We start from the raw sequence: 350 nt of genomic DNA on the forward strand, positions 1-350 counted from the left end.
AGCGTGAACTGATCCAGGATCTCGCCGCTGCCATGGTCCTCGGCGTCGCCGTCCTCGGTGTAGTCGTAGGTGATCTCGCCGGTGGCGGCGTTATAGCCGGTGATGGTCAGTGAGCCTTCGTCACCCTGCAGGGTCACCGAAGTGTTGCTGGCATCGGTGATGTCCTGGCCATCGACGGTCACGCTGTCGATGCCCGCCTCGGCGCCCACCGTGGCACTGCCGCTGATGGTGTTGCCGGTGGCTTCCACCACGCTGTGATCGGCGCCCTCGGCGTTCGGCGCGTTGTCGTCGATATCCACCGTCGGCGGGCCATCGGTGGCGCCATTGATGGTCACCGTCAGCGTCGCCGT

General features: G+C 66.0%; 1 protein-coding gene. It reads right to left on the bottom strand.

Annotated elements, in window-relative coordinates; all coding sequences use genetic code 11:
* Window positions 1-350 (bottom strand): hypothetical protein (locus LU493_RS19850; protein ID WP_275289517.1); only part of this gene is annotated, 350 nt, incomplete at both ends.

The organism is Halomonas elongata (assembly GCF_029081005.1).
Taxonomy (GTDB): Bacteria; Pseudomonadota; Gammaproteobacteria; order Pseudomonadales; family Halomonadaceae; genus Halomonas; species Halomonas elongata_B.